The sequence below is a fragment of the Brevundimonas kwangchunensis genome, from assembly GCF_039523815.1.
Classification (GTDB): domain Bacteria; phylum Pseudomonadota; class Alphaproteobacteria; order Caulobacterales; family Caulobacteraceae; genus Brevundimonas; species Brevundimonas kwangchunensis.
Genome location: NZ_BAAAGA010000001.1, coordinates 164,259 through 189,286, shown reverse-complemented (window position 1 = coordinate 189,286; position 25,028 = coordinate 164,259). Strand labels below are relative to the sequence as shown.

The following is a 25,028-nucleotide window of genomic DNA, read 5'->3' as shown; positions in this document are numbered from 1 at the left end:
CCTGCTCGGAAACCGGACCGGAACGCATCATGCGTAGGGTGCGGTCCATGACCATACGGCAGAACGCCCTGAGGACCCAGGCCGCGATGATCGCGGCCGCGGCGCTGATCGCGCCGGCGACGGCGTTCGCGGATCCGGCCAACACCTATTACGAACGGGCTTTCGTTGTCGCCGCCCATGCGCGCTGCGACCTGTTCCAGCCCCACATCGATCGCGCGCTGGCCGCGGCGACGGCGCAGGCGCGCGGCGCGGCGCTGCGTGCGGGCGCGGCCGAAACCGATCTCGGCGCCGTCGCAGCCCGGGCGCGTTCCCGCGCCGGCGCCGTGTCGTGCAACGATCCGCAGCTCGCCGTTGTTCGTGATCGCGTCGACAACGCCTTCGCAGGCTGGTCTCGCACCGCCCGCATGACCTTCCCGGGCGAGGCGCGCCCGTGGCAGGCCAACCGCACCGACTATTCCAGCGCGACCTGGCGTCTGATGCAGGCCTCCAGCGTCGGCGCCTCGCCCGTGACCTTCGGCATCGCCGGCAAGGACCGGGGTTCCGAGCTGACGGCGGTGGTCAGCTGGTACGGGCGGCCGCGCCCGACCTCGGCGCGGATCGTTTTGCGCGATCCGACCAAGGTGCCGCGCGCGTGGCTGTCGACGGGCAATCTGGTCCCGGAATCGGGCCGCGCCAGCTATTGGGCGGGGGGCGTTTCGACCGCCGAGACCACCCTTCTGTCGGAAGGCAAGCGCACCGGCGATGCGTGGAAATTCCCCGCTACGGCCGCTGCGGCGCTGGAGCGTCTGGACCCGCGCGAGACCTTCGCGATCGAGTTCCACTTCCGTGACGGCAGCGTCGCCACGGTGCCGTTCGAGGCCGGGGACTTCGCCGCCGGCCGCGCCTTCCTGGCGATGGGAATGCTCTAGGACGAAGCGCCGTTGGCGACGGGCAGGGGGATGATCTCTGCCCCGCCCTCCGGCGCAGGCGCGCGAGCGACCACGGCCACCGGCATGCGGATCGTCACCGACGAGCCTTCGCCCAGCGTGCTCTCGATGCTCATGCGGCCGCCATGCAGTTCGGCGAAGGCGCGCACCAGTGACAGGCCCAGACCCGTGCCCTGACGACGCTGCTCCAGCGCGCCCGCCTGCTCGAACGGGCGACCCAGACGGGTGACGTCCTCCGGCGCGATGCCGACGCCCGTGTCGGACACCACGATCTCCAGATAGGGGCCGACCGTCTCGACCGAGATGGAGGCCGAGCCGCCGGCCGGGGTGAACTTCACCGCGTTAGACAGCAGGTTCAGGGCGATCTGCTTCAGCGCGCGGCGGTCGGCCGAAACCTCGACCGGATCGGGCGGCAGCATGCCGGTCAGGGCCACGCCCTTGTCTTCAGCATTGACCCGCACCAGAGCCAGCGCCGCCGACACCACTTCGCGGGCGTCGAACCGCTCCGTCGTCAGGGTGTAGCGCTCGGCCTCGATCTTGGAGACGTCCAGCAGGTCGTTGATCAGGTCCAGCAGGTGGCCGCCCGCCTGATGGATGTTGTCGGCGTATTCGGCGTAGCGATCCGGCACCGGGCCGAACAGGCGCTGACGCATGATGTCCGAGAACCCCAGCACGGCGTTCAGCGGCGTGCGCAGTTCATGGCTCATATTGGCGAGGAAGCGGGTCTTTCCGGCCTCGCGCGCCTCGGCCTCGGAGCGTGCGACCTCCAGCCCCAGCTCGCGGGCGTACTGGGCGGTGGCGTCGAAGGCTTGGGCGATGAGGCGCGGGCCGGAGGGATCGTCCAGACGGCGCAGGATCAGCTGCACCCGGCGGTCCAGCGAGACGCGCGGCGCGAACATGGCGGCGCCTTCCTGTCCGGCCAGCGCGCGGTCGATGGCGGCCAGCAGGCGGGGGCGGTCGGGCGCGTGGACGGCGGCGATCAGACCCTGTTCGAACAGGGGATCGACCGACAGCGACGGCGGCGGCGCGCCATAGGCGGCCAGCACCCGGCCCGAAGGCTCGAGGATCAGGGTCAGGCCGGGCTGGGCGGCCAGCAGGCTCTCGACGCGGCGCACCTCGGCCTCGGCGGCTTCCAGCCGGACCTCGCGCTGCCTCCACGACAGACGGACCGCAAGGGCGGCGGCAAGGGCGGTCATCACAGCCGAGAAGGCGGCGACGCCCGGCCGGGGCGTATCCGCTCCGCCCAGCCAGGCCGAGAACAGTCCGGCCAGCGCGGCGATGCCGACGGCCAGGGCGCCGGCCTGAACCGGACGCGGCCCGCCCATGGCGATGCCGGCGGCGAGCGGCAGGAAGACGAAACCGGCCAGTGGTCCGGTCAGGCCGCCCGACAGGGAGGCGCAGGTCAGGGCGGCCAGCCCCCAGACGCCGAGCAGCATCATCCGTTGGTCGCGGCCGTCGCGGTGCAGCAGGCCGAGGCCGGCCACACCGGGCACCACCATGGCCAGCACGCCATAGAAAAGCGGCCCATCGACCCGGGCCCACAGGGCGCCGCACAGCGCCAGCAGCGCCGCAGCCACCGCCCAGGCCGCGTGCCATGCGGACAGCGTCACGCGATCGCCGGCGGGTGCGCGGGCGACGCCTTCGGTCTGGTCGGGCTGGCGGGCGGTATTCAAGCGGGTAGGGAGGCGAGAGTTCGTCCGGATGCGACGTGTCTGCAGCCTAGCCGCCCGGCTGAGTCGTCCAAAGTCCACACCCTCTACAGGCGACTGGTCGCAACGGCGGGGATGTCGATTTCGGGGGATGAACCGTCCGGTTGTCGTTAACGCCGGGGCGGACTATCTGGCGCCCATGACCGATCAGCCCTCCATCGACGCCGTTCTGGACGAACTGGCCGACGAGTTCGACCTGCTGGGCGACTGGGAGGGGCGGATCGAATACGTCATCGAGCTGGGCAAGGAGCTGCAGCCCCTGCCGGACGCCGACCGCATCGATGCGAACAAGGTGCCGGGCTGCGCGGCGCAGGTCTGGCTGGCCATCCGCCCGGCCGGCGACCGCCTGAGCTTCTTCGCGGATAGCGACAGCGCCATCTCGAAGGGCAACATCGCATTGCTGCTGCGGCTCTATTCGAACCGGACGCCGGACGAGATCCTCGGCTTCGACGCGCGCGCGGCGCTGGACCGGCTGGGCCTGCCGTCGGCCCTGACCCGCCAGCGTGCCAATGGCCTGAACGCCATGGTCGGCCGTATCCGTGAAGAGGCCGAGGTCTACAGAAGCCGATAGTGCCGGGCCAGCGCCTGAAGCCCCTGTTTCAGCAGCAGCTTGCCGCTTCGCTGTTTCAGACCCAGCGCCTGTTCAGCGACCTGCAGCGCGGATGAGCGGATGCAGATCCGATCGACGAGCTCCTTCGCCGGGCCGCAGGCCGCAAGCGCCAGAGCGACCCGACGTCCAGCGCTCAACGCCCGCTCGCCGGGCTCCGACGCGCCGCTGCGTCGGCCGCCGCCGGAGCGGGGCAGGGCGTCCCAGCGCATGGTCACCGACGGCCCGGTCAGCGCCGCCTCCGCCTCCTGCGACAGCTGGCGCGCCGCCGCGATCTCGATGGTCGTCAGCCACGGCTCGCCGCTCGCGTTCCTGTGCCGGGCCAGCCATTCGATCGAGGTCAGGGCGAGATTGGCGGGGAGTTTCTGGCGCCGACCGCCTTCGACGACCTCCCGCACGCCGTCGATCACGCCGGGACGTCCCGGCGGAGGCGCCGACGCCCCCGGGGCGCCTGCCTTCTGCACGATCCAGCCTCCGCCCGTTCGGACCCGCAGGCCGGGTCGCTCGACCAGTTGAAGGAAGGCCGTCTCGTTCACCACCTGCAGGACGGCGGCGTCTCTTCGCGTGCCCAGCCTGAGTGCATAGCCGTCCGCCACGGCCTCCAGCCAGGCGCCGTGTCGCGTCAGCAGCCGCCTGGCCCGGTCGACCGGATCGAGCCGGCTCATGCCTTGAGCTCGCCGGCCCGGACATCCAGCACGTCCCTCACGAACCGCTCCAGCAGGTCCATCAGGATGTCGATCAGCGGCAGATCCCGCTCATCCTCGCCCCAGCGACAGGCCTTGGCCGCCGTCGACCGGTTGAAGCCGAACGCAAGGCTGACCCGCTCGACCGGCCAGCCGTAGGTGACATGCGCCAGATACATGGCCATCCAGCGCGCCTTGCACTCCGGCCCATGCAGCCGTGCGCGCGCGGTCATCCGCTCGACTGAAATCCCTGTCACCGTCGCGATGATCTGCAGGGCCAGGCCAGCCAGGATGCGATCCCGGTTGTGAGCCGGCGCCCGATAATTCTCGTCCATCATCCGTCTCCTCATGCGTCGCAGGTCGTTGATCGCCTGCGATCGAGGATAGGAATATGATCCCATGATGCGTCGAAAACGGTCGTACCATCTCCGGTCTTGAGAAATTTTCGTCGTCTTGACTCGGGACTCTCGACGGCGATTCGCAAATCAGCCTAGATTCGTCATTAACCAATCGCATTAACCCTTCTTAAGGTTTTGAGGGGTTAACGTTCGAACAAGGTTACCCGGAAACGGGACAGTTACGTCTAAAGCCAAGCTTTGCCTGGAGGGGCATGAATGCGCGTCCTGCTTATCGAAGACGATCACGCGACCGCGCAGAGCATCGAACTGATGCTCAAGTCGGAAGGCTTCAACGTCTATACGACTGACCTCGGCGAAGAGGGCATCGATCTCGGCAAGATCTACGACTACGACCTGATCCTCCTCGACCTGAACCTGCCGGACATGAACGGTCTTGAAGTGCTGCGCCAACTGCGCGTCGGCAAGGTCAACACGCCGGTCATGATCCTGTCGGGCACCAGCGAGATCGAAACGAAGGTGAAGACCTTCGGCGGCGGCGCCGACGACTACATGACCAAGCCGTTCCACAAGGACGAGCTGATCGCCCGCACCCACGCCGTGGTCCGTCGGTCGAAAGGCCACGCCCAGGCGATCATCCACACCGGCGAGATCGCGGTGAACCTGGATGCCAAGACGGTGGAAGTGAATGGCCACCGCGTCCATCTGACGGGCAAGGAATACCAGATGCTGGAGCTGCTCTCGCTCCGCAAGGGTACGACCCTGACCAAGGAAATGTTCCTGAACCACCTGTACGGCGGCATGGACGAGCCCGAGCTGAAGATCATCGACGTCTTTATCTGCAAGCTGCGCAAGAAGCTGGCGACGGCCGCGGGCGGCAAGCACTACATCGAAACCGTCTGGGGCCGTGGCTACGTCTTGCGCGACCCGGCCGAAGGTTCGCAGCCGGCCTCCGCCGCCGCCTGATCCTTCAGACACGCGAATATCGAAGCGCCCGCCGGTCCTCCGGCGGGCTTTTTCGTCTGTGCAGCAGGTGGTTTGATCTCAAGTCGGGCGTTCGGTCGCGCTTCGATGGCGACCGGTCGCGAGCCGGCGTTGAGCCTTCGGCACGCGGTTTCATAACGAGGCGCAGCATCGGAGATCGTCATGCGCCTTGCCCTCATTCTCACTGCTGGCCTCCTCGTGGCCGCCTGTGACCAGAACGCCGGCCCGCCGACGGAAGAGCAGGCCATCGCCCGCGCCAAGGCAGTGCTGAAGTCTCATCTGCACAACCCGTCGTCAGTCCGCTTCATCCGCGTGCGGGTCGAGGATGCCGGCTCGCCGCGCCCGACGGTGTGCGGCGACGTCGAGGGCCGTAACGCGTCGGGCCGCTATACCGGCTTCCAGCGTTTCTACGTCAAGGGCGGCGACGTCGGCATCGAGCCGCGGTCGAACGCGGCCGAGAAGAAGGCCTATCCCGGCGGCGCGCGGGCCTGGCGCTCGACCTGGATGCGGCTGTGTCGCCAGTCCTGAATGCAGAAAGGGCGTCGTCCCGAAAGACGACGCCCTGCTGATCAGGCCTTGGCTGCGTAGCCCTTGCCGCCGTTGGACGGCTTGCGGCGACGCGGGCGGCGCTTCATTTCACCGACCGGCTTGCCCTCGGCGGCCGGCGCGCTGACGTGGCGCGGGTCGTTGTGGGTCTGGCGACCGCGATCGCGGGCCATCGGATCGAAGGCGCGTTCCGGCGTCGGACGGGCATCGGCGGCCCGGCCCTTGCGGACGCGATGCGGTTGCCCGCCGCCTTCCAGCTTGATGCCGTCGCGACGCGGGTTGCGAGGACCGCGCTGCTGCTGGCGATCGCCGCGGCCGTCATCGGGCATCGAGGCCTTGGACTTCACGCCCGAGGCCATGATCGACTGGTCCAGCAGGGCCAGCGACTTGTCGTTGCGACGGTCGGTCGACGGGATCTTCTGGCGGGTGACCTTCTCGATGTCCTTCAGCAGCTTCATCTCGTCGCCGGCGACGAAGCTGACGGCCGAGCCGTCCTTGCCTGCGCGGGCCGTCCGGCCGATGCGGTGGACATAGGCTTCCGGCACGAAGGGCAGTTCGAAGTTCACGACGTGCGAGACGCCGTCCACGTCGATGCCGCGGGCGGCGATGTCGGTCGCGACCAGCACGCGCAGCTTGCCGGCCTTGAAGGCGGCGAGGGTGCGTTCACGCTGCGGCTGGCTCTTGTTGCCGTGGATGGCGCCGGCCTCGACACCGCCGGCTTCCAGATAGGCCGCGACCTTGTCGGCGCCGTGCTTGGTCTTGGTGAAGACCAGGCAGCGCGTGTACTCGGGATCGCTGAACATCTCGGTCAGCAGGGCGCGCTTGCGGCCCTGCTCGATGTGGACGACCGACTGGTTGATGCGCTCGACGGTGGTCGATTGCGGGGTCACCTGCACCTTGACCGGGTCCTTCAGCAACTCGCCGGCCAGCTTGCCGATCTCCGACGGCATGGTGGCCGAGAAGAACAGGTTCTGGCGCTTGGCCGGTATGCGGCTGACGATCTGGCGGATCGGCTTGATGAAGCCGAGGTCCAGCATCTGGTCGGCCTCGTCCAGCACGAAGATTTCGGTGGCCGACAGGTCGAGGTTCTTCTGCTGGATGTGGTCCAGCAGGCGGCCCGGGGCCGCGACCAGGATGTCGAGGCCCTGGTTCAGCGAGCGTTCCTGCCCGCCGTACTTCACGCCGCCGAAGATCACGGCGACGCGGAAGCCGAGGTGTTTGCCATAGGCCTTGAAGCTTTCGCCGATCTGGGTGGCCAGTTCGCGAGTCGGCGACAGCACCAGGCAGCGCGTGGTGCGCGGCACGGGGGCGACGCGGTTGGCGGCCAGGCGGTGCAGGATCGGCAGGGCGAAGGCGGCGGTCTTGCCGGTGCCGGTCTGGGCGATGCCCAGCAGGTCCTTGCCGGTCATGACCGACGGAATGGCCTGTGCCTGGATCGGGGTCGGCTTCGTATAGCCTTCCGAGGTCAGCGCCTGCAGCAGGGCCGGATTCAGGCCCATGGAGTCGAAGGTTGTGTTGCTCACGGAGCGTTTTCTTTCGCATGCGGCGACACGCATACAGCCGTGGCTCAACGCCAGAGGGGCCGCGCGCCGCCAGTCCCGATAGAGCTTCTGCGTGAAGCCGTCGGGGTGGATCGGGCGCTACCCCGCGTGTCCGGGCAGCGAAATGATTTTGAGGGCCGGCGGCTTCTACAGACAGATCTTCAGGCTTGAAGACCCACACGCGCTGGAGACGCCGGAAATCGCGATTGTGCGATGCAGCGCGAGATGGGCGTCAAAGGTGGCCAAGTCAAGGCGGCGGGGGCTCCGCCGCCTCGATCCGTGACTCAGTGTGACCCGTTCAACATGCCGTAGACGGCCTCGTAGCCGTTCGCCTCGGCGAAGCGCAGCGGCTTGACCCGCTCCACCAGGATCTCGCCGCGCGGGGTGGCGCAGCTCTCGATCAGACCGATGACCTCGGCTGTGTAGTCGGCCAGCGGCATGGAGTTCGGGTTTTCGGCATGGCCCGGCATCAGGTCGGTGGCGACGGCGGGCGGGGCCAGCTCCAGCACCTCGACTGACGTGCCCGACAGCTGGGTCCGCAGCGACTGCGTCCACGAATGGATCGCCGCCTTGGTTGCATTGTACGTCGGGGTCGCGACCAGCGGGATGAAGGCCAGACCCGAGGTGACAGTGATCAGGGTCGAGGCCGCCTGCGCCCGCAGATGCGGCAGCAGGGCCATGGTCAGGCGGATCGGCCCCAGCAGGTTGGTCGTGATGGTCGTCTCGGCCGTGTCCAGCGAGAAGGGCTCGGCCGTCAGGTCCTCAGCCTGCATGATGCCGGCGTTGTTGATGACGACGTTCAGGGCGGGGTGGTCCTTCATGACCCGCGCGGCGAAGGCCGTGATCGCGCCGGCGTCGGCGACGTCCAGCGTGGCCCAGGCCATGCCGGGGTTGGCGTCGGCGACCTCCTTCAGCGGCCCCTCGCGACGGCCGGTGATGATGACGTGGTTGCCGCGCGCGTGCAGCGCCTCCGCCAGCGCCCGGCCAATGCCCGTGCCGCCGCCGGTGATCAGGATTGTGTTGCCGGTGATGTTCATGCTCGGGGGCTCCTGTTCGATGCGCGTGCAATCGCGCTGGCAGTCAGGTATGACGGTCACTCTCCATTGGAAAGTAGGCACCGGAAGTCTCCATACTTACCCGGAAGAAAGATTTGGAAATGACGGCCGTTCCGCCAGCCAGAATTGCGCATCCCGAGACCGGAGAACTGGCCGATCCGCGGGTGGAGGCCTTGGTCAACGAGGTCATCGGCCGGGTCGCGGACAAGTGGACCATGCTGGTGCTCGAGGTTCTGGCCGAGCATGGCGAGACCCGGTTCACCCGCGTGGGCGAACTGGTCGGCGACATAAGCCAGAAGATGCTGACCCAGACCCTGCGGGCGATGGAGCGCGACGGGCTGGTGATCCGGACGGTACATCCGGTGATCCCGCCGAAGGTCGAGTACCGGCTGACCGATCTGGGCGTTACCCTTGCCCAGGCTTTCTGCGGGGTCTGGACATGGGCCGAGGCCAACATCGACCGCATCGAGACCGCCCGCGCCGCCTATGACGCCCGCTAGCCGAGCAGCCCGACCGCCAGGTTGACCGCCAGCGCCAGAATGACGGTGTTGAACACGAAGGCCGTCACGCTGTGCACGGTCGAGAGCCGGCGCAGGCCCTTGTCGGCGATCTGCACGTCCGCCGTCTGCGATGCCACGCCGATGATCAGGGCGAAGTGCAGGAAGTCCCAGTAGTCCGGCGGCTGATCGCCGGGGAACAGCAGGCCGCCCCGGTCCTCGCCGTCCTCGCCCGCGCTGTAGAAGGCATGTGCGTAATGCAGGGCGAAGATCGCATGCACGAACAGCCAGGACAGGGCCACGGTGACGAGTGCGAGGATGGCTTCGGGCGCGGGGCCCGAACCGCTGTGAGCCTGCGCCGCCTCGCCGACCACGCCGATCACGCTGGCCGCCGCCGCGATCAGGGCCAGCGGCAGGATGGCGGGTCCGGCCTCATCCAGCGCCGCCGCGCGGGCGCGGATGCGGTCCGGCGTATTGTGACGGATCACCAGCATCAACGTACCGATCAGGAAGACCGCGACGCCCGCGTCCCAGCCCAGCACCAGTCGCGAGGTCCAGTCGCCGCCCACCGACCAGAAGGCGCTGGACGCGGCGATCATCGCCAGCAGCCCCAGCGGCCAGTGCAGTCGGATGATCGTCGGTCGCATCGCCATCCCGGCACCATGACAGAGGTTTTCGCCCTCGACGATGGTCGGCGCCGCAAATGCGAAATCGGCCTCGACTTACCCGGCGTCATCACGGAATGTTACAGCCTGCCCTTGAGGAGACGCCTTGATGTCGATGACGCCGCGCGCGGGATTGCAGGTCGCCATGGAACTGGCCGCCTTCCTCGAGGAAGAAGTGCTTCCGGTCATCGGTCTGGATGTCGACAGGTTCTGGCAGGACGCTGCCCGGCTGCTGGAGGACGGCGCTCACGGCTGTCGCGCCATGCTGGCCGAACGCGATCGGCTGCAGGTCGAGATCGACGCCTGGAATATCGCGCGTGAAGGTCGTCCGCAGGACGCGAAGGCCACCGCCGCCTTCCTGCGCACCATCGGCTATCTGAAGCCCGAGCCGCCGGACTTCCGGATATGGACCTATGACGTCGACGACGAGATCGCGACCATGGCCGGGCCGCAACTGGTGGTGCCGGCGCTGAACGCCCGCTTCGTCCTGAACGCCGCCAACGCCCGCTGGGGCAGTCTGTACGACGCCTTCTACGGCACGGACGCGCTGGGCGACCTGCCGCCGCCGGGACCCTATGATGCCGCGCGCGGCGCCCGCGTCGTTGCCCGCGCCGCCGCGGTCCTCGACGAGGCCGTGCCGCTGGCGTCCGGCAGCCATGCCGACGCGAAGACCTATGCGATCGAGGATGGCCGCCTTTCGCCGGCGCTCGCCGACCCCGGTCAGCTTGCCGGCTGGCGCGGCGCGGCAGAGGCGCCAGAGGCGGTCCTGCTGAAGCACAACGGCCTGCATATCGAGCTGGTCATCGACCGTTCCAGCCCCATCGGGTCCGCCCATCCGGCCGGCCTGTCCGACGTCGTGCTGGAAGCCGCCCTGTCGACCATCGTCGATCTGGAGGACTCGGTCGCGGCCGTCGATGCCGCCGACAAGGTGGCCGGCTATCGCAACTGGCTGGGCCTGATGCGCGGCGATCTCAGTGAGACCTTCGTCAAGGGCGGCGAGACCCTGACGCGGACCCTGGCGCCGGACCGCGCGTACACGGCGTCGGACGGGTCGACCCTGACTCTGCCGGGCCGCTCCCTCCTGTTCGTGCGCAACGTCGGGCATCTGATGACGACGCCGGCGGTCCTCCTGCCAGACGGATCGGAGGCGCCAGAGGGCGTGCTGGACGCCTTGGTCACCGCAGCAATCGGCGCCATCGACGTGCTGGGCAAGGGACGCTTCCGCAACAGCCGTCCGAAAGAGGATCGCGGCTCGATCTACATCGTCAAACCCAAGATGCACGGCCCCGACGAGGCGGGCCTGACCAATGATCTGTTCGAGAGGGTCGAGGACATGCTGTTCCTCGATCGCTGGACCCTGAAGGTCGGGCTGATGGACGAGGAGCGTCGCACCTCGGCCAACCTCGCGGCCTGCATGTACGAGGTCGCGCACCGGCTGGTCTTCATCAACACCGGCTTCCTCGACCGCACCGGCGACGAGATCCACACGGCGATGCGCGCGGGCCCGGTGATCCGCAAGGCGGATATGAAGAGCCAGCCCTGGATCGCCGCCTATGAGGCGCGCAACGTCGCGCTGGGCCTGAAGCACGGCCTGTCCGGCAAGGGCCAGATCGGCAAGGGCATGTGGGCCGCGCCGGATCGCATGGCCGACATGCTGGAGCAGAAGGCCGGACATCCGAAGACGGGCGCCAACACGGCGTGGGTGCCGTCGCCGACAGCCGCCGTCCTCCATGCGCTCCACTATCACCAGACCGACGTCTTCGCCCTGCGCGCCGAGATCGCGGCGCGTCCGATCCCGGATCTTGAAGCCCTGCTGACCATGCCGCTGGCCGAGGGGTGGAACTGGAGCGAGGCGGAGGTTCGCGAGGAGCTGGACAACAACGCGCAGGGCCTGCTCGGCTACGTCGTGCGCTGGATCGATCAGGGCGTCGGTTGCTCCAAGGTGCCGGATATCCATGACATCGGCCTGATGGAGGATCGGGCGACCCTGCGCATCTCGTCCCAGCACATGGCCAACTGGCTGCTGCACGGCGTCTGCACCCGCGAGGAGGTCGAGGCGGCGCTGTTGCGCATGGCGGCGAAGGTGGATGGCCAGAACGCCGGCGATCCGGCCTACCGCCCCATGGCGACGGACCCCGACAACAGCCTCGCCTTCCAGGCGGCCCGCGCCCTCGTGTTCGAGGGCGTGGACCAGCCTAACGGCTATACCGAACCGCTGCTCCACGCCTTCCGGTTGAGAGCCAAGTCAGCTTTGTGACCCAAGTTTAACTTGCCCGTCATGATCGCGGCTCACACGGTAACCGGATTACCGTAGGGGGCGCTTATGCTGACGATCGAGAACCTGACCCATGTTTATGGCAACGGGACCCGGGCGCTTGACGACGTCACGTTGAATATCCCCAAGGGGATGTTCGGCCTGCTGGGCCCCAACGGCGCGGGCAAGTCGACGCTGATGCGCTCGATCGCGACGCTACAGACTCCGACCTCGGGTTCGATCCGCTTCGGCGACATCGATGTCATCAAGACGCCGGACCAGCTGCGCCGCGTGCTGGGCTATCTGCCGCAGGACTTCGGCGTCTACCCGCGTGTCTCGGCCTACGACATGCTCAACCACATGGCGGTGCTCAAGGGCATCGCCAACGGGAAAGAGCGCAAGGAGACGGTCGAGGCGCTGCTGAACCAGGTCAACCTGTGGCCGGTGCGCGGCAAGGCCCTGGCCGGCTTCTCGGGCGGCATGCGTCAGCGCTTCGGCATCGCCCAGGCCCTGATCGGCAACCCGCAACTGATCATCGTCGACGAGCCGACAGCCGGCCTCGACCCGCAGGAGCGAAACCGCTTCCTCAACCTGCTGGCCGAGGTGGGCGAGAGCGTCGTCGTCATCCTGTCGACCCACATCGTCGAGGACGTCACCGACCTGTGCCCGCGCATGGCCATGCTGGCCGGCGGTCAGGTGCAGCTGGAAGGCGCGCCCAATGACCTGATCCGCCAGATGGACGGTCGCATCTGGCGTGGCGCCGTCGCTCGCGATCAGGTCGCCGACCTGCAGGCCGCGCACCGGGTCATCGCCACCCGCTCGGTCGAGGACAAGGTGGTCGTCACCATCCTCGCCGACGCCTCGCCAGGCGCCGGTTTCGAGACCAGCCGCACCAATCTGGAAGACGTCTACCTCGCCGCGGTGTCGGCCGCCCGCAAGGCCGGCTGAGGGGCGCAGGAATGTTCGCCCACATCGCCGCCTTCGAGCTGAAGTACCAGATCCGCCAGCCGGCGTTCTGGGTCATCAGCATCCTGTTCGTCCTGATCAGCTTCTCTGTCGCCGCCTTCAGCGACACACTCGCCATCAACTCCGGCGGCAACGTCCATGTGAACTCTCCGTACGCGCTGGCCGGGCTGCAGTTCATCCTCAGCCTGATCTTCATGCTGGCCTCCGCCGCGGTGGTCGCCAACGTCGTCACGCGCGACTACTCCACCGGCTTCGGCCCCATCATGATGAGCACGCCGATCAGTCGCGCGGGCTATCTGTACGGCCGCTTCACCGGCGCCTTCCTCGCGCTGGTGCTGACGGCGGTCATCGCCCAGCTGGGCCATCTCGCCGGCACGATGATGCCGGGCGTCGATCCTGAGACTCTCGGGCCGGTCCGCATCCAGGACTATCTGTTCGCCGTGTTCGTGATCGGGGTGCCGGGCCTGTTCGTGATCTCGGCGATCTTCTTCACCCTGGCCACTGTCTTCCGCTCGATGATGGCGACCTATGTCGGCGTGATCGCGGTCTTCATTCTCTACACCGCCGCGACGTCCATCCTCGGTTCCAAGCCCGAGTTCGAGACGCTCTACGCCTGGGTCGATCCGTTCGGCGCCGCCGCCTACACCGAGGTGACGCGCTACTGGACCCCGGCCGAGCGCAACACGCTGAACGTTCCGCTGGAGGGCGTCTTCCTCTGGACCCGGTTGTTCTGGATCGGCATCGGCGCGGCCATCCTCGGTCTCGCCCTCGTGCTGTTCCGCCGCTCGGCCCGCGGCTTCAAGGCGACCCGTCTGGACCGCCAGCGCGCCGAGGCCGCCGCCAATCCGGCCAAGGCCTTCGTCGCCGGCTCGCTGCCCGCGCCGACCTATGGCTTCAAGGCCGTCTGGGCCCGCCTCGTCGCCCTGACCGGCTTTGAAATGGGGCTGGTCTTCCGCAGCTTCGCCTACGGCATTCTGGTCGTGCTGGCCGTGATGTTCGCCGTCATGGTGCTTATGCTGACCGATCAGCTGTACGGCGCGCCCGTGGTGCTGGTCACTCGCGTGGTCATCACCGCCCTGACCGGGGCCTTCGGCCTGATCCTGATGATCATCGCCATATACTACTCGGGCGAGATGGTCTGGCGCGACCGCGAGCGGAAGATCCACGAGATCATCGACGCCACCTCGACGCCGGACTGGGTGCTGATGCTGCCCAAGGTCTTCGCCCTGTCGCTGGTGCTGGTCTCGACCATCCTCGCGTCGGTGGTCGCGGGCATCATCGTCCAGGCCATTCACGGCTACTACGAGTTCGAGATCGGCAAGTACCTCTACTGGTACGTCCTGCCCGGCGCGATCGACATGACGATGCTGGCCATCCTCGCGATCTTCGTCCAGGCGCTCAGCCCCAACAAGTTTGTCGGCTGGGCCGTCATGGTCGTCTACATGATCGGCCGGATCGCCCTGGGCGTCATGGGCTTCAACCATGTGCTCTACATGTACAGCGGCGGCGTCGGCATGCCGTTGTCGGACATGAACGGTCTGGGCGACTTCGCCACCTTCGCCATGTGGACCAACGCCTACTGGTCGGCCTTCGCGGTCATCCTGCTGGTCGTCGTCTACGGCCTGTGGCGGCGTGGGACCGAGACCCGGCTGAAGCCGCGCCTCGCGCGCTTCCCGTCGCGGATGAAGGGGCCGGCGGGCCTGATCGGGGCAGGGGCTATCGCGGCCTTCGCCGGTCTGGGTGGGTACATTTATACGAACACCAACGTCTGGAATGAGTATCAGACCTCGAACGCACAGCGCGACGAGCAGGCCGCCTACGAGCGCGCCCTGCTGCGCTACGAAGCCACGCCCCAGCCGTCGGCGGCGCACCTGCAACTGGTCATGGACCTGCAGCCGCACACGCCGATGCTGACCACCCGCGGGACCATCACGTTGGAGAACCGCACGGCGGAGCCGTTGAACGAGGTGCACCTGCGCTGGACCGACGATCTTGAGATCCGCAGCCTGCAGGTCCAGGGCGCGACCCTGGCTCGCGAGTGGCCCGAGTTCGACTACCGCATCTACCGCTTCGCCACGCCGATGCAGCCGGGCGAGCGCCGCGCCGTGACGTTCGAAAGCGTCATGACCCAGCGCGGCTTCAAGGACAGCGGCAACACCACGCGTCTCGTCGACAACGGCACCTTCGTGAACAACATGGAGTTCGCGCCGATGATCGGCATGAGCCGCATGGGGCTGCTCGGCGACCGCACCCAGCGTCGCAAGCGGGGCCTGCCGGCCGAGCTGCGTCCGCTGGATCTGGACGATCCCAAGGGGCTGGGCCGCAACTACATCGGCGCCGACTGGGTCACGGCCGACATCACCGTCACGACCGAGGCCGACCAGACGCCGGTCGCGCCGGGAACCAAGGTGTCGGACCAGACCCGCGATGGTCGCCGCACGGTGCGCTTCGTCACCCGTACGCCGGTGCTGAACTTCTTCTCGGTGCAGTCTGCCCGCTACGTCGAAAGCCGCCGCATGCACGACGGCGTCGAGATGGTGGTCTTCCACGACGCCCGTCACGACCGCAACGTGCCGCGCATGCTCGACGCCCTGGCCGCGTCGCTGGATTATTTCCAGACCAACTTCAGCCGCTACCAGTTCGATCAGGCGCGGATCACCGAGTTCCCTGACTACGCTTCGTTCGCCCAGTCCTATCCCAACACCTTCGCCTGGTCCGAAGGGCTGGGCTTCATCACCGACCTGTCCAAGCCGGACAAGATCGACTTCGTCACCTACGTCGCCGCCCACGAGTTCGCTCACCAGTGGTGGGCGCACCAGGTCGTCGGCGCCGATGTGCAGGGCGCGGCCGTGCTGTCCGAAACGCTGGCCCAGTACTCGGCGCTGATGGTGATGGAGAAGACGTACGGGCCGGACAAGATCCGGCAGTTCCTCAAGCGCGAGCTCGACACCTACCTGCGTTCGCGCGGCACGGAACGGCTCGAGGAAATGCCCCTGATGCGGGTCGAGAGCCAGCCGTACATCTACTACCAGAAGGGCGGACTGGTGATGTACCTGCTGCGCGACCAGCTGGGCGAGGACGTGGTCAACCGCGCCCTGCGTCGGGTGCTGCAGCAGTACGCCTTCCGCGGCGCGCCCTATCCGCGCTCGACCGATCTGGTCGCGGCGCTGAAGGCCGAGGCTCCGGCGGACAAGCAGGGTCTGATCGACGACCTGTTCGCGAGGGTGACGATCTACGACCTGCGCACCACGGGCACGACGGCGACCCGCCGCGCCGACGGTCGCTGGGATGTCACCGTCACCATTGAAGCGAAGAAGCTGTACGCCGACGGCAAGGGCGAGGAGACCGAGGCTCCGCTGGCCGAGACCATCGACTTGGGCCTGTTCTCGTCCGAGCCGGGCGTCGGCGCCTTCGACCGGGACGACGTCGTCCTCTTCGAGCGCCGGGCCATCCGCAGCGGCACGCAGACGCTCCGCTTCGTGACGGCCGACAAGCCGGCCTTCGCGGGCGTCGATCCCTACAACAAGTGGATCGACCGCAACTCGAGCGACAACGTCAGGGCGGTGAACTAGGTCGCCGCCCCGACCCGCCTACCGCGTCCCGAACAGCCGGTCGCCGGCATCGCCGAGGCCCGGGACGATGTAGCCGTGGTCGTTCAGGCGCTCGTCCACGGCGGCGGCCCAGACCGGAACGTCCGGGTGCCAGCCGCGCAGGCGCTCCAGTCCCTCGGGCGAGGCGACAAGGCAGACGAAGCGCAGGTTGGTCACGCCGCGCTCCTTCAACCGCTCGATCGCGGCCACCGCCGTATTGGCCGTGGCCAGCATGGGGTCGATGACCACGCACAGGCGGTCGGCGACGTCCTCCGGGGCGCGGAAGTAGTACTCGACCGCATCCAGGGTCTCGGGCTCGCGGTACAGGCCGACGTGGCCGACGCGGGCGGAGGGGACGAGGTCCAGCATGCCCTCGACCAGCCCCAGCCCGGCCCGCAGGATCGGCACGAAGACCAGTTTCTTGCCCTCGATCTTCTGGCCGGTGGTCGGACCGACCGGCGTCTCGACCGGGTAGGGCTCCAGCGGCAGGTCGCGGGTCACCTCGTAACAGAGCAGGGTCGAAATCTCGCGCAGCAGCTGCCGGAACCGCGCGGTCGAGGTCTCCTTCGCCCGCATGATCGACAGCTTGTGGGCGACCAGCGGGTGATCCACGACGGTCACGCCGTCCATCCTGAAAGCGGCCATCAGAATACGGTCCCGTCTGAAACGATGGTCAGGGGCGGTCCACCGCCCGGTCGGCGCTCGGCGGCGGCGCGACGCCCGGCGGCCCATGTGCCGCCCTCCAGCACGCTGGCCAGAGGCATGGCCTCGGCCGTCACGCCCAGCTCGGCCCGCACTATCGGCGCGATCCGGTCCAGCAGGGCCACCGTCATGGCGCGCCAGCCGACCACCAGCGGATCGGACACGGGCCAAGGCTTCTGCGCATCGGCCGGGTCCTTCAACGTCAGAACGCCGAGGTCAGTGAACAGGCCGCCGTTGCGGTATTCCGCCAGCCCCGTCAGCCCGTCCAGGTCGATGACCTGAAGCCCCGCGCGCTGCAGCGGCTCGACCAGCGAATAGCTCAGCCACTGGGACAGTTTATGGATCGGCACGAGGCCGTCGGTGGCGTCGCCCCGCTTCATCGCCGGGTGTCGCCAGCAATCGCCCAGATCGATGCCGCCCAGCGACAACCGATCCTGCCAGACCGGCCCCAGCGCCTCGAGCAGTAGTTCGAGGATGGCGGGGGCGGGGAGGCGGCCGCCCTCTGCCCGCGCGATCAGAACATCCGCCAGACCGCCGGGCCGCGCCGTGTCCTTGCTCGCGAACAGATCGGCCCGCTTCAGGCATTGGTCGCCGAGGCGTCTCAACAGGGCCGCGCGTCCCTCCAGCCCGACCAGCGGATTGTCCGCTGAAACCTGGAAGCCGGCCGCCAGATCGTCCGCCGACAGGCGGGCCAGCGCCCCGGCGTCGACCCGCAGCGGATCACCGTCCGTCGCGGAGAAGGCGCCGGCCTCGAACATGCGCAGCGAGGCGATTGCCAGACCCTCGGACCGCGTCAGCGTCCGGCCGGTCCCGGCGTCGGCATAGGCCCAGCCGGGGCCGGAGCCCGCGTCCAGCAGCACCGACACGATGGCCAGATCGAACTCGGTCCGTGCCCGCGTCGCTGCGTCCGGCCAGTCGATCCGGTCCGCGGTCGGCCCCCACAGATCCATCCCGTCGACGGCCAAGTGCCGCCACCGCGCGTGGAAGGGCACTGCCAGCGTCGGATACTGGTCGCGGATCACCGCAGCCACATACCGCGCCGTCTCGGGCAGGCGATCCAGATCGACCTTCCAGTGCTCAAGTCCGTCCGCCAGCCCGATGGCCAGCATCTCGTGCGCCCGTTCGCGGACGGCGGCGGGGTTCAGCAGGCCCTTGGCCTGCTCCGTCTCAGAACTGCTCAAGATCGCGGCCCACCACGCGGGTCAGTTCGTCGGCCGACTTGGCGCCCTCGGGCGTGAAGTAGCCGGCGGCCTTCTTGGCCTCCATCTCCACCGAGGCGTCCGGCGGGATCAGATAGTCGGGGATCGGCACCCGCTCCCCGATCTCGATGCCGCCGCCGGTGATGGCGTCGTGCTTCATGTTCGACATGGAGACGAAGCGGTCGATCTTTGTGATGCCCAGCCAGTGCAGGATGTCCGGCATCAGCTGCTGGAACCGTGCGTCCTGTACCCCGGCCACGCATTCGGTGCGCTCGAAATAGGTGGCGGCCTGGTCGCCGCCCGGCTGGCGCTTGCGGGCGTTGTAGACGAGAAATTTCGTCACCTCGCCCAGAGCCCGGCCCTCCTTGCGGTTATAGACGATGAGGCCGGCCCCGCCGCTCTGCGCCTCCTGCACGCACTCCTCGATCCCGTGCGTCAGATAGGGGCGGCAGGTGCAGATGTCCGAGCCGAAAACGTCCGAGCCGTTGCACTCGTCATGCACCCGGCAGGTCAGCCGCCGCGCCGGGTCGGCGATCGCTGCGGGGTCGCCGAAGATGTACAGGGTGATGCCCCCGATGGGCGGCAGGAACACCTTGATGTCCGGTCGGGTGACCAGGTCGGCGTACATGCCGCCGGTCTGCTCGAACAGCGTCCGGCGCAGGGCGGTCTCGCTGACGCCGAAGCGCTCGGCGATGCCCGGCAGATACCAGACCGGATCGATCGCCGCCTTGGTCACGGCGACGTCGCCGGTGTCGTGCACGATCTGGCCGTCCACCTTGATGCGCCCGGCGGCGATCGCCTCGTTGATTTCGCCCAGTTGCAGGCGGGCCTTGGTCACCGCGATCGTCGGGCGGATATCGACGCCGTCGCGCAGTTCGTCGGCGAAGTCCTCGGCCACGCGCGCGCCCCAGGGGTCCAGCGAGACGATCTTGCCGGGGTCGGTCCACTGCGGGAACGGACCCATCTCTGCGGTCGGGGCGGTGTTGGTCAGGTCCGGCCGGTTGGTCGCGCTCATCGCGCCGGACGACACTGCCAGCGCGCGATAGACGGAATAGGCGCCGCCGTGGGCGCCGATGGCGTTTCGGTCGGCGCCCGCGTTGACGGTGCCGATCACCGGCCCCCGCTCGCGGGCCGTCGCTGCGCCCCAGTGGATCGGATAGCGCGAGGCCGTCCCCGCGCCGGGGTGGGAGTTGAGCCGGATATGGCTCGGTCGGTTTGACATGTTTCCTCACTCGTCCCGGCTCGTTGTTTTTCTTGCACCGGACTCGTCAGGACACACCCGGAACGGGAGGTTGTCCAGTGCGATGAAACGCGCGCCTCTGAACGGCTCTGTGACGTACAGCCGGATGGCATTGTCGCCTTTGCGACGAAACTGCACACTTTCCGGTTGCGAGATTCCCCTTCGGCGACCATTGCTATCTGATCTGGCTTGGGGGAGCGACGATGAAACTGCGAGCATTCGCCCTGACGGGCGTTCTGATGTGCGGCGCCTGTTCGACGCCGATGTTGACCAGCGTGGACCTGCGGCGCGAGGCGGCGGATGGCGCTCTGGCCACCTACGCCATCGGCGTCACCGACATTGAAATTCGCCGACAGCCCTACGGCGGCGCCGCGACCTTGCCTGAGGCCTGCGCCGACGCATTGGCCACCTACGACGCCGCCCGCGCCAGCTACGACGAGGCGTGGACGCCGTATGATCGGGCCCGAACCGACGCGGCCGACATTCTGTCCCGTCTGGCCGAAGCGTCGCCCCCAAGCCTGACGGAGCTGCAGAAGCGGACGACGTTGGCGCGACTGCGCACCCTGTCCGGGCTCGCCAACGCCGCCCGAGCCGCCGAGGCGGTCGCGCTTCGGGCGGAGGAGCGCGTCGACGAGCGATGCCCTGTCGAACAGCCGAGACTGGAGGCGCTTTCATACGTCCGCCCGTCGCCTCAACTGCTGTTCGGCCTGCGGCTGGACGGCGGGATGATGTCCAATGACACCCTCACCATCGAGACCAGCCCCGATGGGCTGCTGACGTCCATCACGGCCTCGGCCGACGATCAGGCGGGCGCGGCGGTCGTTGAGACGGCGACGCTGATCGGCCGCTTCTCGGTCAGCGGAAGCAGCGTGGCTGGCGTCGTGCCTGACGTTTCTCTCGGATACACCGCCGCGGTCGCGGCGCCAGGTGGCGGATCGTCCAACTGGCTCAGCCAACTGTTTCCCGGGCTGGCGGCAGTGGCTCCGCCGCCGCCTCCTCCCCCTCCGCCGACCGCCGCAGAGCGATGCCGGATCGCCGCCCTGCCGCCGGAGGCCCAGATGGACCGTATGGATGAGCGTCTGGACTGCGTGGACCTGCCGTCGCTCCGACACCTGCTTCAGCGCGTTGGTTATCCGTCGCGGGCCTTCCCGAACAAGCGGCCGAAAGCTCCGCTTCTGCCAGAACGCTTCCCGCTCACGGAGTTGCAAAGAGGCGGCGTGCATTATGACGGCCTGACGATCTCCGCCAACTGCATGCAGCCGGTGAGCTCGGACCTGCCGACGCCCGCCCCCGGCGTCGTCGTCGCCACGCCGACACCGTGCGAGCTGGTGATCGACACCAATGATGGCCATCGTCCGCGACGGTTCGGTTTTACGGGCGTCAGCGCCCGCCACCTGACGGTGGTCCCGGTCGAACGAGCGGATCTGGTGCGCAACACGACCGATCTGGATTTCCGCTCGGGCATGGTTTCGAGCGTCGATGTCGAACGACCCAGCGTCGGAGCGGCGGCCTTCGCCCTGCCCGGACGGGCGGTCACCGGCGTGGTGCGCGGCATCACGGATGCGCTCGGCAACAGCAAGGCGATCGAAGAAGCGCGGGTGGCGCAGATGACAGCGGAGACCAGCCGCATCCAGGCTGAGGCCGCGCGCGTCACACCGCCGAGGCCGGCATGGAGTGCGGCCGACACCACTTACGTGTCCGCCATGGCCGAGGTGGAGACCCGGCGCGCGGAGCATGCGCGGTGGGTCTCGGCCGACACGCCTGATCCGGTTCAGATCGCCACCGCCGCGGGCGCGCTTCGCAACGCCCAGGCCAACGCTAACGCGGCCGCACAGGCCGCCGGTCGGCCGCTGCCGTTCCCGGATCTGATCTGACCCCACGCAGGGGTCCGGACCTGTTTGCCCGGCTGATCGACGACGACATGATCGGCTGTATGTGCGGCTATCTTACAGTCCGTCATCCTCGGGCTTGTCCCGAGGACCCATCGTTCAGCGCCCTCTGCTCCATGATCAGGAGACGCGTCGGGTCGATCTGAAGAGCCCCAATCGCTCTTGCGACGGTCAAATGGGTCCTCGGGACAAGCCCGAGGATGACGAACGATGGTGTTTATGGGGGGCGAACCGTAGCGCGTCTCAGATGACCGACTTGACGGCATCACATAGTATGCGCCATACACTGTGTGTCACACACTATGTGGCGGACAGGGAGGCGCCATGAGCCTCGACGCGGAACTCTTCGAATCCATGCGGCTGGAGCTGCGGCGCGGCTCGCTCGTGCTGGCGGTGCTCGCCTGTCTCAGGACTGAACGCTACGGCTACACCCTGCGTCAGGCCTTGGCGGCGGACGGGCTGGAGATGGAGGAATCCACCCTCTACCCGCTGCTGCGCCGGCTTGAGAGCCAAGGCCTGCTGGAAAGCGAATGGCGCGAGGAGGAGAAGCGGAAGAAGCGCTTCTACCGCCTGTCTGCGGGTGGAGCCTCGATGCTGACCGCCCTGACCGATGAATGGCGGGGCATCAACGCCTCGCTGGACAAGATTCTTTGAACATCCGGGGACAAGGGGAAGTCTGATGGACCTGATTGATCGCTACCTGAACGCCGTCGCCGCGCAGCTGCCGCAGAGCGAACGGGTCGATATCATCGCCGAGCTGCGCGACATGATCCTGAGCCGTTGCGAGCAAAAGGAGGAGGCGCTGGGCCGCCCCCTCACTCCGGCCGAGCAGGAGGAGATCCTGCGCGAGGTCGGACACCCGCTGATCGTCGCGGCCCGCTATGGTTCCGGCCCGCAGCATGTGGTCGGGCCAGAGCTGTACCCGTGGTGGATTTTCGGGGTGAAGGCAGGGTTGATCGCCATCACCGCCATCGCCCTGCTGGGCATCGTGGTGCGGGTCATTGTCGGTGACGTGGAGGCAGGTCAGGCTGTTGGACAAGCCTTCCGCAGCGTCTTCAACAGCGGCATCATCCTGATCGGCTTCGCCACCGTCGCGGCCTTGATCATCGAGCGCCAGAAGAGCAAGCCGCGTTTCCTGCGCGAGTGGCGGGTCCAGGATCTTAGCCTGTTCGAGTTTGGAGGCGGCCTGAATTTCGAAGCGCTTTCGCGTGGAAGGGCGACGGGCGAGTGGGAGCCTAGCAAGCTGTTCGTCAGCGCGCCGACCTCGCCGACTGTTCGCGCCCTGGCCAGCGCGGTCGGCGCAGGGGTCGTGCTGCTGTGGTGGATCGGCTGGCTGCCCCTGACCCACACCACGCCCGAGAGCTTCGGCGCGGTCGTCGGCGGGGTCGACTATGTCGAGATCCTCGGTCAGCTGCACACGCTGCTCTACTGGCCGGTGATCGCGGTCCTGCTGGTGCGGATCGCCTTCGACTTGACCCGCGCCGCACATCCAGAGGGCGTTCGTTTCACGGCCTTGGGCGACATCGGTTTCGGCCTGGCCGAGGCCGCCCTGTTCGCCTGGCTCTGGATCGCCTCGCCCCTGTCGCCGGTGGTGTACGAGCCGACCATCGAGGCCGTCGTCGGGCGGGTGCGCGAGATGATCGACACCGGCTGGTGGACGGTCGGCGGAATCCTGATGCTGATCGTGGTCTTCGGCTTCCTCCACGCCGCATGGCGCGTCCTGCGCGCGGTGGTCCGGCTGGTGACCGGCAAGGCCTGATCAGGGCGCACGCAGCGAACTGAAAGCTCGGGCGTTAGGCCCCCGCGGCGCACCGGCCGCGGGGGCTTTTCGCGAGGCGTGGGCGTGACGTTGCAGCAGGGGCTGGCCTTCGGGCTGGTGGGACTGACGATCGTCGCCTTCATCTGGGGGCGCTTCCGTTACGACCTGATCGCGCTCGGCGCCCTTGTCCTCGGTCTGGCCATCGGCGTGATCCCGGCCGAGGCCGCCTTCGACGGCTTCCGCAACGACGTCACCGTCATCATCGCCGCGGCCCTCGTCGTCAGCGCCGCCTTCGCCCGGTCCGGCATCGTCGAGATGGCGCTGAAGCGTGTCCTGCCTCTGCTGAAGACCGAGCGCAGCCAGACGCCGGTCCTGACCGTCGCGGTCACCCTGCTGTCGATGGTGACCAAGAACGTCGGTGCGCTGGCCATCATGATGCCGGTGGCCCTGCAGGTCAGCCGCCGCACCGGCAGCTCGCCCTCGCGCCTGCTGATGCCGATGGCCTTCGGCGCCATGGCCGGCGGCATGGTGACCCTCGTCGGCACCGCGCCCAACATCATCGTGGCCGAGGTGCGCAACGACATGCTGGGCACGCCCTTCGGCATGTACGACTACGCCCCGGTCGGTCTGGCCCTGACGGCCATCGCCCTGATCTTCCTCGCCTTCGGCTATCGCCTGCTGCCGAAGGACCGCAAGGGCGCGGTCAGCATGGGCGAGGCCCTGTCCGCCAACGGCTACGCCACCGAGGCCCGCGCGCCCGAAGACTGGGTCAGCGCCAACTCGACCATCAAGGCGCTGACGGAGATGGGGGAGGGGGAGGTCCGCATCCTCGCCCTGATCCGCGACGGCCAGCGCACCACGACCCCGCGCGGAAACGTGAAGGTCAAAGCCGGCGACGTCCTGCTGATCGAGGGCGGCCCCACGGCGCTGGAGGCCTTCCTCGCCGCCAGCCGGCTGCAGCTGGTCCGCGAGAACCGCCCGGTCGCCCTGATGCAGCCGACCGACGAGGTGCAGGTGGTCGAGGCGGTCATCGGTCGCAACTCGCCCCTGTCCGGCCAGTCCGTGCGCGCGGTCGACCTGTATGGCCAGCACGGCGTCAACCTGATCGGCGTGTCCCGCAGTGGCTATGAGCTGACCCAGAAGCTCCGCTCGGCGAAGCTGCAAGCCGGCGACGTCATCCTGCTGCAGGGCGGGCAGGCGGGTTTGCCGGGCGCGCTGCAGGCGCTGGATCTCCTGCCTCTGGCCGAGCGCGACGTCCGCCTCGGCAGCGTGCGCAAGCGCTTCCTGCCGGCGGTGGTGCTGGCCATCGCCATGACCCTGGTCGGCTTCGGCGTCCTGCCGGTCGCCATCGCCTTCTTCGGTGCGGCGGTGGTGATCGTGGCCTTGGGTGGACTGAAGATGCGCGAGGCCTATGCGGCGCTGGACGGTCCACTGCTGATCCTGATCGCCGCCCTGATCCCGGTCTCGGACGCCATCCAGCAGACCGGCGGCGCCGACCTGATCGCCCGCTGGCTCAGCGGGGCCTTCACCTATCTGCCGGGCGTTCTGGCGGTCGGCGGACTGATGCTGGCCTCGATGGCCGTGACGCCCTTCCTGAACAATGCCGCCACCGTGCTGATCGTGGCCCCCATCGGCGCCAGTCTGGCGACGCAGCTGGGCTACAATCCCAACGCCTTCCTGATGGCAGTGGCCGTCGGCGCAGCCTGCGACTTCCTCACCCCCATCGGCCACCAGTGCAATACGCTTGTGATGGGGCCGGGCGGCTATCGCTTCGGCGACTATGCGAGGCTGGGCGCGCCGCTCAGCCTGCTGGTTCTGCTGGCCGGGCCGCCGCTGATCCTGTTGTTCTGGCCGCTGTAG

Annotated in this window: 21 protein-coding genes; 12 read left to right on the top strand and 9 right to left on the bottom strand. The window is 68.1% G+C overall.

What is annotated here, in order from left to right:
* Positions 1 to 47 precede the first annotated feature (47 nt).
* Positions 48 to 908: a hypothetical protein gene (locus tag ABDZ95_RS00985; protein WP_343788990.1), complete on the top strand. Its 861-nt coding sequence runs from the start codon at positions 48 to 50 to the stop codon at positions 906 to 908.
* On the opposite strand, the gene ABDZ95_RS00980 is transcribed toward ABDZ95_RS00985, so the two are convergent.
* A complete protein-coding gene (locus ABDZ95_RS00980; protein ID WP_343788987.1) occupies positions 905 to 2,599 on the bottom strand; it encodes a sensor histidine kinase in 1,695 nt (564 codons plus the stop codon). The two genes, ABDZ95_RS00985 and ABDZ95_RS00980, sit on opposite strands and share 4 nt — an antisense overlap.
* Positions 2,600 to 2,774: 175 nt before the next feature.
* Between ABDZ95_RS00980 and ABDZ95_RS00975 the strand changes: the two genes are divergently transcribed.
* Positions 2,775 to 3,206, top strand: a complete 432-nt coding sequence (locus ABDZ95_RS00975) for a SufE family protein (RefSeq protein ID WP_343791197.1) — start codon at positions 2,775 to 2,777, stop codon at positions 3,204 to 3,206.
* On the opposite strand, the gene ABDZ95_RS00970 is transcribed toward ABDZ95_RS00975, so the two are convergent.
* Both ABDZ95_RS00970 and ABDZ95_RS00965 read right to left on the bottom strand, forming a co-directional pair.
* A complete protein-coding gene (locus ABDZ95_RS00970; protein WP_343788984.1) occupies positions 3,191 to 3,907 on the bottom strand; it encodes a DUF6456 domain-containing protein in 717 nt (238 codons plus the stop codon). The two genes, ABDZ95_RS00975 and ABDZ95_RS00970, sit on opposite strands and share 16 nt — an antisense overlap.
* Positions 3,904 to 4,260 carry a chromosomal replication initiator DnaA gene (locus ABDZ95_RS00965; protein ID WP_343788981.1) on the bottom strand — a complete coding sequence of 119 codons (357 nt, stop codon included), beginning with the start codon at positions 4,258 to 4,260 and terminating at the stop codon, positions 3,904 to 3,906. The genes ABDZ95_RS00970 and ABDZ95_RS00965 overlap by 4 nt, the downstream gene beginning before the upstream one ends.
* 279 nt (positions 4,261 to 4,539) lie before the next feature.
* Here ABDZ95_RS00965 and ctrA point away from each other — a divergent pair, with 279 nt between their 5' ends.
* Positions 4,540 to 5,247: a response regulator transcription factor CtrA gene (gene ctrA, locus ABDZ95_RS00960; protein WP_343788978.1), complete on the top strand. Its 708-nt coding sequence runs from the start codon at positions 4,540 to 4,542 to the stop codon at positions 5,245 to 5,247.
* A 180-nt stretch (positions 5,248 to 5,427) separates the two neighbouring features.
* Positions 5,428 to 5,793 carry a hypothetical protein gene (locus ABDZ95_RS00955; RefSeq protein ID WP_343788975.1) on the top strand — a complete coding sequence of 122 codons (366 nt, stop codon included), beginning with the start codon at positions 5,428 to 5,430 and terminating at the stop codon, positions 5,791 to 5,793.
* A 41-nt stretch (positions 5,794 to 5,834) separates the two neighbouring features.
* On the opposite strand, the gene ABDZ95_RS00950 is transcribed toward ABDZ95_RS00955, so the two are convergent.
* A complete protein-coding gene (locus tag ABDZ95_RS00950) occupies positions 5,835 to 7,334 on the bottom strand; it encodes a DEAD/DEAH box helicase (RefSeq protein ID WP_425542922.1) in 1,500 nt (499 codons plus the stop codon).
* A gap of 302 nt (positions 7,335 to 7,636) precedes the next feature.
* Complete coding sequence (locus tag ABDZ95_RS00945; protein WP_343788972.1) at positions 7,637 to 8,389, bottom strand: SDR family oxidoreductase; 753 nt, start codon at positions 8,387 to 8,389, stop codon at positions 7,637 to 7,639.
* 119 nt (positions 8,390 to 8,508) lie between these two features.
* Between ABDZ95_RS00945 and ABDZ95_RS00940 the strand changes: the two genes are divergently transcribed.
* Positions 8,509 to 8,907 carry a winged helix-turn-helix transcriptional regulator gene (locus ABDZ95_RS00940; protein WP_343788969.1) on the top strand — a complete coding sequence of 133 codons (399 nt, stop codon included), beginning with the start codon at positions 8,509 to 8,511 and terminating at the stop codon, positions 8,905 to 8,907.
* Here ABDZ95_RS00940 and ABDZ95_RS00935 read toward each other — a convergent pair.
* Positions 8,904 to 9,551, bottom strand: a complete 648-nt coding sequence (locus tag ABDZ95_RS00935; RefSeq protein WP_343788966.1) for a DUF1345 domain-containing protein — start codon at positions 9,549 to 9,551, stop codon at positions 8,904 to 8,906. The genes ABDZ95_RS00940 and ABDZ95_RS00935 overlap by 4 nt on opposite strands.
* Positions 9,552 to 9,678: 127 nt before the next feature.
* Between ABDZ95_RS00935 and ABDZ95_RS00930 the strand changes: the two genes are divergently transcribed.
* The 3 genes from ABDZ95_RS00930 (at position 9,679) to ABDZ95_RS00920 (ending at position 16,361) form a co-directional block, all read left to right on the top strand.
* A complete protein-coding gene (locus ABDZ95_RS00930; RefSeq protein WP_343788963.1) occupies positions 9,679 to 11,826 on the top strand; it encodes a malate synthase G in 2,148 nt (715 codons plus the stop codon).
* A 66-nt stretch (positions 11,827 to 11,892) separates the two neighbouring features.
* Positions 11,893 to 12,771 (top strand): ABC transporter ATP-binding protein, encoded by an 879-nt coding sequence (locus tag ABDZ95_RS00925; protein WP_343788960.1) that lies wholly within the window; start codon positions 11,893 to 11,895, stop codon positions 12,769 to 12,771.
* A gap of 11 nt (positions 12,772 to 12,782) precedes the next feature.
* Positions 12,783 to 16,361, top strand: coding sequence for an ABC transporter permease/M1 family aminopeptidase (locus ABDZ95_RS00920; RefSeq protein ID WP_343788957.1), 3,579 nt, complete (start codon positions 12,783 to 12,785; stop codon positions 16,359 to 16,361).
* An 18-nt stretch (positions 16,362 to 16,379) separates the two neighbouring features.
* On the opposite strand, the gene upp is transcribed toward ABDZ95_RS00920, so the two are convergent.
* From upp to ABDZ95_RS00905, 3 genes are read right to left on the bottom strand one after another with little or no spacing between them, the layout of a single operon-like run.
* Positions 16,380 to 17,009: a uracil phosphoribosyltransferase gene (gene upp / locus ABDZ95_RS00915; protein WP_343791193.1), complete on the bottom strand. Its 630-nt coding sequence runs from the start codon at positions 17,007 to 17,009 to the stop codon at positions 16,380 to 16,382.
* A 14-nt stretch (positions 17,010 to 17,023) separates the two neighbouring features.
* Positions 17,024 to 18,262, bottom strand: coding sequence for a DUF1688 family protein (locus ABDZ95_RS00910; protein ID WP_343788954.1), 1,239 nt, complete (start codon positions 18,260 to 18,262; stop codon positions 17,024 to 17,026).
* Positions 18,249 to 19,502, bottom strand: coding sequence for a GTP cyclohydrolase II (locus tag ABDZ95_RS00905; protein ID WP_343788951.1), 1,254 nt, complete (start codon positions 19,500 to 19,502; stop codon positions 18,249 to 18,251). Before ABDZ95_RS00905 ends, ABDZ95_RS00910 begins: the two co-directional genes overlap by 14 nt.
* Before the next feature lie 221 nt (positions 19,503 to 19,723).
* Between ABDZ95_RS00905 and ABDZ95_RS00900 the strand changes: the two genes are divergently transcribed.
* From ABDZ95_RS00900 to ABDZ95_RS00885, 4 genes are all read left to right on the top strand, one after another.
* On the top strand, positions 19,724 to 21,394 hold the full coding sequence (locus tag ABDZ95_RS00900; RefSeq protein WP_343788948.1) for a hypothetical protein: 1,671 nt from the start codon (positions 19,724 to 19,726) through the stop codon (positions 21,392 to 21,394).
* A gap of 339 nt (positions 21,395 to 21,733) precedes the next feature.
* Positions 21,734 to 22,063 carry a PadR family transcriptional regulator gene (locus ABDZ95_RS00895; protein WP_343788945.1) on the top strand — a complete coding sequence of 110 codons (330 nt, stop codon included), beginning with the start codon at positions 21,734 to 21,736 and terminating at the stop codon, positions 22,061 to 22,063.
* Positions 22,064 to 22,088: 25 nt separating this feature from the next.
* Positions 22,089 to 23,168, top strand: a complete 1,080-nt coding sequence (locus ABDZ95_RS00890; RefSeq protein WP_343788943.1) for an HAAS signaling domain-containing protein — start codon at positions 22,089 to 22,091, stop codon at positions 23,166 to 23,168.
* Between the two features lie 84 nt (positions 23,169 to 23,252).
* A complete protein-coding gene (locus ABDZ95_RS00885) occupies positions 23,253 to 25,028 on the top strand; it encodes an SLC13 family permease (RefSeq protein ID WP_343788939.1) in 1,776 nt (591 codons plus the stop codon).